General features: G+C 70.9%; 9 protein-coding genes. 2 read left to right on the top strand and 7 right to left on the bottom strand.

Annotated elements, in window-relative coordinates; all coding sequences use genetic code 11:
• A complete protein-coding gene (locus tag HW578_RS28460; RefSeq protein ID WP_369407918.1) occupies positions 1–153 on the top strand; it encodes an FAD-dependent oxidoreductase in 153 nt (50 codons plus the stop codon).
• Here the strand turns inward: HW578_RS28460 and HW578_RS17865 are convergent, their stop codons facing one another.
• From HW578_RS17865 to HW578_RS17835, 7 genes are all read right to left on the bottom strand, one after another.
• The gene (locus HW578_RS17865) at positions 154–495 is read right to left on the bottom strand and encodes a gamma-glutamylcyclotransferase family protein (RefSeq protein ID WP_198371969.1); all 342 of its coding nucleotides are present in this window, start codon (positions 493–495) and stop codon (positions 154–156) included.
• A gap of 43 nt (positions 496–538) precedes the next feature.
• Positions 539–1,513 (bottom strand): Bug family tripartite tricarboxylate transporter substrate binding protein, encoded by a 975-nt coding sequence (locus HW578_RS17860; protein ID WP_198371968.1) that lies wholly within the window; start codon positions 1,511–1,513, stop codon positions 539–541.
• A gap of 261 nt (positions 1,514–1,774) precedes the next feature.
• On the bottom strand, positions 1,775–2,050 hold the full coding sequence (locus HW578_RS17855) for a hypothetical protein (protein WP_198371967.1): 276 nt from the start codon (positions 2,048–2,050) through the stop codon (positions 1,775–1,777).
• 7 nt (positions 2,051–2,057) lie between these two features.
• Positions 2,058–3,470, bottom strand: coding sequence for a phosphoglucomutase/phosphomannomutase PgmG (pgmG, locus tag HW578_RS17850; protein ID WP_198371966.1), 1,413 nt, complete (start codon positions 3,468–3,470; stop codon positions 2,058–2,060).
• Positions 3,471–3,480: 10 nt separating this feature from the next.
• A complete protein-coding gene (locus HW578_RS17845) occupies positions 3,481–4,785 on the bottom strand; it encodes a UDP-glucose dehydrogenase family protein (protein WP_198371965.1) in 1,305 nt (434 codons plus the stop codon).
• Between the two features lie 66 nt (positions 4,786–4,851).
• Positions 4,852–6,798 (bottom strand): lysylphosphatidylglycerol synthase domain-containing protein, encoded by a 1,947-nt coding sequence (locus tag HW578_RS17840; protein WP_198371964.1) that lies wholly within the window; start codon positions 6,796–6,798, stop codon positions 4,852–4,854.
• The gene (locus HW578_RS17835) at positions 6,795–8,423 is read right to left on the bottom strand and encodes a lysine--tRNA ligase (RefSeq protein WP_198371963.1); all 1,629 of its coding nucleotides are present in this window, start codon (positions 8,421–8,423) and stop codon (positions 6,795–6,797) included. Before HW578_RS17835 ends, HW578_RS17840 begins: the two co-directional genes overlap by 4 nt.
• 177 nt (positions 8,424–8,600) lie before the next feature.
• On the opposite strand from HW578_RS17835, the gene HW578_RS17830 reads away from it, so the two are divergent.
• Entirely contained in the window at positions 8,601–9,614 is a 1,014-nt protein-coding gene (locus tag HW578_RS17830; RefSeq protein WP_198371962.1) for an aspartate-semialdehyde dehydrogenase, read from the top strand.
• Positions 9,615–9,703: the final 89 nt, after the last annotated feature.

Here is a 9,703-nt window from a genome sequence, read left to right as displayed (position 1 = left end):
GTGCCTGGCGCGCAGACGGCGCGGCGCGTGCTCGGCACCCCGCTGGCCGATGGCCGCCTGTGCTTCGCCGGCGAGGCCTGCCACCCGCGCTTCGCGGCCACCGTCGCCGGCGCCTGGCTGAGCGGGACCGAGGCGGCGCGCGCCGTGCCGTGATCACGGCCAGTCGCGTTGGGCATCGGCACGCCAGGGCGGTGCGATCCAGGCGCGCGCGCGCAACGCCCCGCGCGCCGTCCTGACGCCGATCGGCGTCAGGACATAGGCGCTGCCCTCATAGGCCGAGAGCCGCGCCAGCACGGCATCCCCCACGCGCAGCACCGCGCCCTCCACCATCGCCCCGCGCTGTGGCACCAGCGTCGGATAGGGCGTGTCGCGCAGGAAGACCCGTCGCCAGCCATCGAGGCGCGCGCCGCGCAGCCGGCGCACCAGCGCGGGCTCCCCCGAGACGCGCGCCAGCACATCGGGATCGAGCAGCGTCCCGTAGACGAACAGAATCACGACGCGGCCGGGTCCGCCGTGCCGCGGGCGACCCGACGAGGGCTCACTCCGGGCGCAGGTTCACGCTCACCACCAGGTCGCGGATCTTCGCCGATTGCGCGCGCACCATCGTCCCGAAGCTGTCGGCTTCCGAGCCGACCGGCTCGGCGCCCACCTCCTCGCAGCGGCGCACGAAGTCGGGGTGGCGCGCGGCGGCGGCGATCTCGTGGTTGAGCCGTGCCATTATCGGCGCAGGCGTGCGCGCCGGCGCGAAGAAGCCGTTCCAACCCTCGAGTTCCAGCGAGGGGAAGCCCTGTTCGCGCACCGTGGGCACATCGGGCAGCACCGCGGCGCGCCGCGAGGCAACATTCGCCAGCCCCTTGAGCGCGCCGGCGCGCACATGCTGCAGGCAGGTCGAGATCTGGTCGCCGCCGAACTGCACCCGCCCGGCGATGAGTTCCTGCACCAGCGGCGCCGCGCCGCGGAAGGGCACGTGCTCCATGCGGATGTTCGCGTCGCGCTTCAGCACCTCGCCCACCATGTTCATGAAGGACCCCGGGCCGGTCGATCCGTAGAAGGGCTGGTTCGGCTGCGCCCGCGCCCAGTCCACGAAGCCCTTGAGGTCGGTGACCGGCACGCCCGGATTGGCGAGGATGATCAGCGGCACGTTGGCGCCGAGCGCGAGGGGGGCGAAGTCGCGCTCGATGTCGTGCGGCGGTCGTCCGGCCAGCGCCATGGTCGCCGTGGTGGTCGGGAAGGTGATGTTGTGGAACAGCAGCGTGTAGCCATCGGGCGCGGCCTTCGCGACCACGTCGGCGCCGATCGACCCGCCGCCGCCGCCGCGGTTCTCGACCACCACCGACTGGCCCATGGTCTCGGTCATGCGCTGGGCGAACAGGCGCGCCAGCAGGTCGGTGGTGCCGCCGGCCGGGAACGGCACGATGATGCGGATCGGGCGCGTCGGGAAATCCTGCGCGAGGGCCGGGCGCGCCAGGGCGGCGGCGGTTCCGGCGAGGATGACGCGGCGGGACATCGGCATGGACGTTTCTCCGGGCAGGTTTTCGTTACCCGGGAGCCTGGGTCAGGCGGGCGAAGTGGTCAATCAGGTCGCCAGACGGTCAGGCGCTTCTGCCATTAGCGTCGGTTCTGCCGTCGCCACAGGGTGGCGATCTCGGCCTTCTGGCGGTCCCATTCGCCGTCTCGCGCTGGCACGTGGTGCAGAAGCACCGTGCCGCGGCGCAGTACGAATGCGCATGCCCGCAGCAAGGCCCAGGTGCCGCGCCCGCCGAGCGGAGCCGGGTCATTCGTCGAGAGCCGAACCGGCACCATCCGCAACCTCAGGCCGAGGCGCTGGCTCCAGGCGCGCTGGCGCGGTGGCCGGCAGCATCAGGTCCTCGGGATCACGCTGGCTGCCGATCCGCCCACGCACGAAACACGCGACGCGCGTTTCGGGCACATTCGCCCCGCCATGGCCGGGAACCAGCGCCATGTAGCGCGGCGCCGGCGGGCGCGTGGCGCGCATCAGCGCGTGAAGCAGCGTCGCATTCGCCCCTTGGAAATCCGACACGAAGCGCATGCCTGCGTCAGTGCCCGGCATTCTCCGCCGAGAAGTCCGGCGCCTCGAGCCCGGACGCCACCAGCTGCTTCACCAGCTGCGCCTTCAGCCGCTCGAGCCCCGCCTCGGAGGATGCCTCGCAGCGCGCCACCAGCACCGCCTGGGTGTTGGATGCGCGCAGCAGCCACCAGCCGTCATCGGTCAGCACGCGCACGCCGTCCACGTCCTGCACCTTGGCACCCTCGGCGGCCAGGCGGTCCTTCACTTCCTTCACCACGACGAACTTGCGCGCTTCCTCGCAGTTGAAGCGCAGTTCGGGCGTGTTGATCACCTGCGGCAGCGCCGCGCGCACCTCGGCGAGCGAACCGCTCATGCGAGCCACGATGCCCAGCAACCGCACGGCGGAATAAGGCGCATCGTCGAAGCCGTACCACTTGTCGGCGAAGAAGATGTGGCCCGACATCTCGCCCGCCAGCGGGCTGCCGGTCTCGGCCATCTTGGCCTTGATGAGCGAATGCCCGGTCTTCCACATCAGCGGCGCGCCGCCGGCCTTGGCCACCTCGTCGAACAGCACCTGGGATGCCTTCACGTCGGCGATGATCGTCGCCCCGGGCTTCGCCTTCAGCACGTCGCGCGCCAGGACGATCAGCAGCTGGTCGCCGAACAGGACGTGGCCCTCGTTGTCGACCACGCCGATGCGGTCGCCATCGCCGTCAAAGGCGATGCCGAGATCGGCCTTCTCGCGCGCCACCTCGGCGATGATCTGCTCGAGGTTCTTGGCGACGGTCGGGTCCGGATGGTGGTTCGGGAAATTCCCGTCCACGTCGCCGTTGATCACGTAATGCGTGCCGGGCAGCCGTGCGGCCAGCGCCTTCACGATCGGCCCGGCCGAGCCATTGCCCGGGTCCCAGACCACCTTCAGCGCGCGGTCCCCGCCATCCCAGTCCTGCAGCACGCGGTCGGCGTAGCGCGCGGCGATATCGACGCTGCGATCGGTGCCGGCCGTCTCCGGCACCACGTCGCCCTCGGCCGCCATGCGGCCGATCTCCTGGATCGCCGCGCCATAGAAGGGCTTCTTGCCGATCATCATCTTGAAGCCGTTGTAGTCCGGCGGGTTGTGGCTGCCGGTCACCATCGCCGCGCCATCCGCCTGCTGGTCATAGGCGGCGAAGTACAGCATCGGCGTCGCGCACAGGCCGATGCGCACCACCTCGAGCCCGCAGGCGCGCAGGCCGGCGACGAGCTGCGCCTCCATCTCCGGCGAGTGCAGCCGGCCATCGTAGCCGACGGCCACGCGCTTGCCGCCCGCCCGCGACACCACCGAGCCGAAGCAGCGCCCGATCGCGAAGGCATCCTCCGGCTTGAGCGTTTTCCCGACGATCCCGCGGATGTCGTATTCGCGCAGGACCGTCGGATCGAAGCGGTGCTTGAAGGCGGGCATGGTCACTCCCTCACGGGCGGCCGATGGAGGAATAGGCGAACCCCGCCGCGCGCATCGCCGCCGGGTCCCAGACATTGCGAAGGTCCAGAATGACGTCGCCCTTCATGGCGGATTTCAGGCGGGCGGGTGCGAGCGCGCGGAACTCGTTCCACTCCGTCAGCACCACCACAGCATCGGCGCCGTGGGCCGCCTCCAGCGCCGTCGCGGTGAAGCCGACCGCAGCGGGCAGCGCCTGGCGCGCATGGCCGGGCTGCGGGTCGAAGGCACGCACCTCCACGCCAGCCGCGATCAGCCTGGGCAGGATCACCAGCGAGGGCGCGTCGCGCATGTCGTCGGTCTCGGGCTTGAAGGTCACGCCCAATACGCCCACGCGCTTGCCGGCCGGCGAAGCCCCGAGTGCCGCGAGGATGCGGTCCGCCATCTGGGCCTTGCGCGCCTCGTTCACCGCGATGGTCGCCTCGACCAGGCGGATCGGCACGCCGGCATCCTGCGCGGTGCGCGCCAGCGCCAGTGTGTCCTTGGGGAAGCAGGACCCGCCATAGCCCGGCCCCGGGTGCAGGAACTTCCGCCCGATGCGGCCATCGAGGCCCATGCCGCGCGCCACGTCGTGCACATCGGCGCCGACCCTCTCGCAGAGATCGGCAATCTCGTTGATGAAGGTGATCTTGGTCGCGAGGAAGGCGTTGGCGGCGTACTTGATCAGCTCCGCGCTCTCGATGCTGACCGCGAGCACCGGCGTCTCGATGAGATAGAGCGGGCGATAGAGCTGCTTCAGCACGGCCAGCGCGCGGTCGTCATCGGCTCCGATCACCACGCGGTCTGGGCGCATGAAATCGCCGATCGCGCTGCCCTCGCGCAGGAATTCCGGATTGGACGCGACCGCGATCTGCGCCCCGGGACGCACGCGGCGCACGATGGCCTGGACCTCGCGCCCGGTGCCCACCGGCACGGTGGATTTCGTCACGATCACCAGCGGCCCGTCGGCGGCCCGCGCCACCTGCTCGGCCGCGGCATAGACATAGGTCAGGTCGGCATGGCCATCGCCGCGGCGCGTCGGCGTGCCCACCGCGAGGAACACCGCATCCGCGCCCTTGACCGCCGCATCCATGTCGGCGGTGAAGGTCAGGCGGCCATTCTTCACGTTCTCCGCCACCAGCTTGTCGAGGCCGGGCTCGTAGATCGGCATGCGCCCGGCCCGCAGCCCCGCGATCTTGTCGGGGTCCACGTCCATCACGGTCACGTCGACGCCGAATTCGGCGAAGCAGGCGCCGGAGACGAGGCCGACATAGCCGGCCCCGATCATGGCGATGCGCATGGGTGTCCCTCATCTGCAGGCGCGTGGCCGGTGGAATGGCCTGTCGGGGCCGGTCTGGCAAGCAGGTCAGCCGCCATCGTCGAGCCCCGGCAGCAGCGGCAGCAGGGCCGCGAGGTCGTGCTCGGCCCGGCAGGCCAAGAAGCGGCCCGGCGCGTCCTCCAGGGGAAAGGAGGTCAGCCCGATATCCGCATAGACCCGCAGCAGTTCCGGACCGACATGCCAGAAAGCCGGGTCGACGCCGGCCTGCTCGCAGATGTCGCGGAAGCGCCAGATCGCGGAAACGCGGTCGCGCTCCTCCCCGGCCGGGTCGCCCATCGCCAGCCAGATGCCCTCGCGGTGCACGAAGGCGAATCCGGCCCGCCCGGCCTCGCCGAGCACCGCGCCATCGGCCAGCTGGGGCGCGCGCGCGCCGAGGGCTGCCAACCGCGCTCGGATGTCCGTCCCGTAGGCCAGGGCAGGCGGGCGCGCGGGGCGCAGCAGCCGGAACGCCGCCACCAACAGCAGCACGCCGGCCAGGCCGACCGCGAAGCGCAGCGTGTTCGGCGCATCCTCCGACAGCACGACGCCCCACCAGGACATCTCGGCGTATCGCCCGCCATAGGCAACCGTCGCCAGCGTGAGCGCGCACAGGCCGAGGGCCGCGACCGCCGCCACCGTCTCGCCGGTCAGCGCCTCGCTCATCAGCCGCGCGCGCCGGTAGAAGGCCGGGCGCGCGGTCGCCAGCAGCAGCACGAGCACCAGGAAGCCCCCGGTCAGCCACCAGGGCTCCCCGCGCAGCCAGGCGACCAGCGCGCCGCTGAGCAGGAAGAACAGCGTCGCCCACCACGCGATGGCGAGCCGCCGTACCAGCCCGTAGGCCGCCATCAGCAGCAGCGAGCCCAGGATGGAGGCGGCAAAATGGCTCGCCGCCTCGTCCATGAAGGCGAAGGCGCCGTCGAGCGGCCCAGGCTTTGGCGGCAGCGCGCCGATGAACACCAGCGTCAGCCCCGCGAGCCCCGCGAGAGCGGCCATCGCCGGCACCTCGAAGGAGATCGCGACACCGCGCTCGGGCGAGAAGCGATCGAGCAGGTGCTGCCGCTGGCTCACCTCGAAGGCCGCGAACATCAGCCCGGCGAGGAATAGCGGCGCGATGTAGTAGAACAGGCGGAACAGGAGCAGCGCGCCCACCACCTCCGGCGTGGGCAGGTGACCCGAGAGCGCAAAGAGCATCGCCCCGTCGAACACGCCGATCCCGCCGGGCACGTTCGCCGCCAGCCCGGCCGTGTAGGCCGCCACGTAGATGCCCAGGAAGTGCAGGAAGGTGAGCCCCTCGGCAGGCGGCAGCAGCGCCCAGAAGATCAGCGCCGTCACCGCCACGTCGGCGCTCGCGAGCGCGGTCTGCCCCACCGCCATGCGGAAGCCAGGCAGGTCGATCTGGTGCCCGAACAACCGGAAATGCGGCACGAAGCGCGCAAGCAGGATATAGGCGCCGACGATGCACCACAGCAGCACGCCCACCGCCTGCATCACCCATCGCGGCGCGCCGTCGCCGAAGAAGGGCAGCACCTCCGGCTCGACGATGAGCACGAGCCCGCCCAGCGCGAAGCCGCCGAGCCCGAAGGTGAGGGAGGTGAAGGCCACCACCTTGGCGATCGCCACCGGCGGCAGCCCCCAGGCGGCATAGAAGCGGTAGCGGATGGCCGCGCCCGACACCGTCGCGAAGCCGAGGTTGTTGGCCAGCGAATACGCCACGAAGGAGGCGAGCGAGGTCCGCGCATAGGAGACCGGATGCCCGGCATAGACAGACCCGAGCCGGTCATAGGCCGTCAGCACGAGGTAGGCGAGCAAGGTGAAGCCCGCGGCCGCCCACAGCGCGGTGCCCGGCGTGGCGTGCAGCGCGCCGCGGATGTCCTGCCAGGACAGGGTGCGGAATTCCCGCTGCACGACGAACAGCGCGCCCAGCAGGATGACCAGCCCGAATGCGGTCGGGCCGTGGCGCTTCACCAGCGCAAGGGCGCGCTGACCGGTGGTCACGCCGCGGGCTGCTCCGTGCGCGCGAGCGCCGTCTCGATGAGCCCGATGGTGCCGGCGATGCCGTAGAGCGCCACGAAGCCGCCGAAGCGCGGGCCTTCCTCCTGCCCCAGCAGCACCTGATACAGCGCGTTGAACCAGGCGCGCGAGACGCCCATGGTCCCGTCCTTGTTGGGCTGCAGGAAGGGCTCGCGCCGGCCCGCATCATAGACCAGGTCCTGGATCGCCTTGGCACGGTCCTCGGCCGGCATGGCCTCGAGGTCGACCGCGCGGTCGCGCAGCGCGGCCATGAGCGCCGCGAGCGCCTCGCGCTCCGCTTCCGAGGGCGTGCGGAAGCGCTTTGTAGGTGCGACGAAGTCCCGGTAGTAGTGCACCGCGTGCTCGACCAGCTTGGCCAGCATGGGCTGCGTCGCGGGCGTGGCCCCCGGCGCGTAGCGCGCGAGGAAGCCCCACAGGATCTCGGGATCGTCCGCATTCACCACCGAAGCGAGGTTCAGCAGCATGGTGAAGGAGACCGGCGGCTCAGGGTCGTTCGGCGCCGCGCCGCCATGGATGTGCCAGGCGGGGTTGGTCGCATCCGGAGCCACTCGCAGCCGCGCGCGGTGCTGGAGGTATTCGTCCACGGCGCGCGGGATCTGGTCGAAGAACAGCCGCTTGGCGCGCTGCGGCTGGTTGTACATATATTGCGACAGGCTCTCGGAGGGCGCGTAGCGCAGCCATTCGTCGATGGTGAGCCCATTGCCCTTCGACTTGCTGATTTTCTGGCCCTGCTCGTCGAGGAAGTGTTCGTAGGTGAAGGCCTCCGGCGGCTCACCGCCGAGCACGCGGCAGATCGCGGAGGACAGCCGCACGGAATCGATCAGGTCCTTGCCCGACATCTCGTAGTCGACGCCGAGCGCATACCAGCGCAGCGCCCAATCCGCCTTCCACTGCGCCTTGCAGTGACCGCCGGTGATGCGCGTGCCGAAGCGTTCGCCGGTGGCAGGGTCGGTCCAGACCAGCAGGTCGTCCTGCGGGCGGACTTCCTCCATGGGCACCTGCATCACCACGCCGGTCTTCGGATGGATGGGCAGGAATGGCGAATAGGTGGCGCGGCGATCGGGCCCGAGGCTGGGCAGGATCACGTCGCGCACCGCATCGTGGCGCTCGGCCATGCGCAGCAGCGCGGCGTCGAACCGCCCTGACCTGTAGTACTCGGTGCTCGACGCGAATTCGTAGTCGAAGCCGAAGGCATCGAGGAACGCCCGCAGCCGCGCGTTGTTGTGGTGCCCGAAGCTCTCATGCGTGCCGAAGGGGTCCGGGATGGCGGTCACCGACCGGCCGAGGTGCTGCGCCAGCATCTCCCGGTTCGGCACGTTGTCCGGCACCTTGCGCAGACCGTCCATGTCGTCGCTGAAGGCGATCAGGCGCGAGGGCAGGCCGGTCAGCAGCGTGAAGGCGCGGCGCACCCAGGATGTGCGCGCCACCTCCCCGAAGGTGCCGATATGCGGCAGGCCGGAGGGGCCGTAGCCAGTCTCGAACAGCGCGCTGCCCTTGCCCGATTTCGCCAGCCGCGCGGCAACCTTGCGCGCTTCCTCGAAGGGCCAGGCCTTCACGGCGGAGAGATCGGCAGGCGGGGTGTTCGTCACGGCGGCGGATTCATCCAGCAGGCGGGGTTGGGGTTATAGGTGGCGCGGGCGGCTTTGCCACGCCCCCGCCGCGCCATGCCGGGTCCGGGAGGCGGCCCCGCGGCCAAAAGCATTGGTCCGCCGCGGCCTTTGCGCTATGCAACCCGCCCTCCAACCGTGCAAGGACCATGTAGGGACATGCGTGTCGGTATTGTCGGCGCCACCGGGGCGGTGGGCCGCGAGCTCGTGGACGTTCTGGGGCGCCGGGCCTTCCCGGTCACCTCGCTGAGGCTGTTCGCCTCCGCCCGCAGCGCCGGCACGAAAACCAAGACCCCCTTTGGCGAGATCGCCATCGAAGCCTTCAGCGACGAGGCGGTGCGCGACCTCGACATCGCGCTGCTCGCCGTATCGGGCGACTTCGCCAAGGCCCATGCGCCGGCGATGGTCGCTGCCGGCGTCACGGTGATCGACAATTCCTCCGCCTTCCGCCTGCAGGACGACGTGCCGCTGGTGGTGCCCGAGGTGAACGCGGCCGCGATCGGCGGCGCGCGGCTGATCGCCAACCCCAACTGCACCACTGCCATCCTGGTGGTGGCCCTCGAACCGCTGCGCCAGGCCTTTGGGCTGAAGCGCGTGATCGTCTCGACCTACCAGGCCGCTTCCGGCGCGGGCGCCGAGGGCATGGCCGAACTGGAACGCGAGACCCGCCGCGTGCTGGTCGAGGGCGTGAAGCCGGAACACGACGTCTTCCGCTGGCCCCTCGCCTTCAACGTCATCCCGCAGATCGATGCCTTCCAGCCCAATGGCTACACGCGGGAGGAGATGAAGGTCGTCTGGGAAAGCCGGAAGATCATGGGCGTGGCCGACCTGCCCATCTCCTGCACCGCCGTGCGCATCCCGACCATGCGCGTGCATGCGGAGGCCGTGACGATCGAGACCGAACGCCCCGTGACGCCCGAGGCCGCGCGCGAGGTGCTGCGTCGCGCCGCCGGCGTGAAGGTGGTGGATGACCCGGCGCAGGGGCTCTACCCCATGCCGATCAACGCCACCGGCCAGGACGATGTCGAGGCCGGGCGCATCCGCGCCAACCCGGTCTTCGGCGATCGCGGCCTCGACTTCTTCCTCTGCGGCGACCAGCTGCTGAAGGGCGCGGCGCTGAACGCGGTGCAGATCGCCGAACGCCTGCCGGCGGTGGCGCGCAAGGCGGCCTGAGGCCGCGCGGGCGGGGGTCGCCCCGCCGCCCGCCGAAGCGCGTCGCGCGAAGCGCACGTCGCCCCGCCTCGCGCGGCGACGTCCGGGCC

It is taken from the genome of Roseomonas rosulenta, assembly GCF_016106005.1.
Lineage (GTDB): Bacteria > Pseudomonadota > Alphaproteobacteria > Acetobacterales > Acetobacteraceae > Neoroseomonas > Neoroseomonas rosulenta.
The sequence above is the reverse complement of the archived record's forward strand: the minus strand, read 5'-3'. Positions and strand labels throughout refer to the sequence as shown.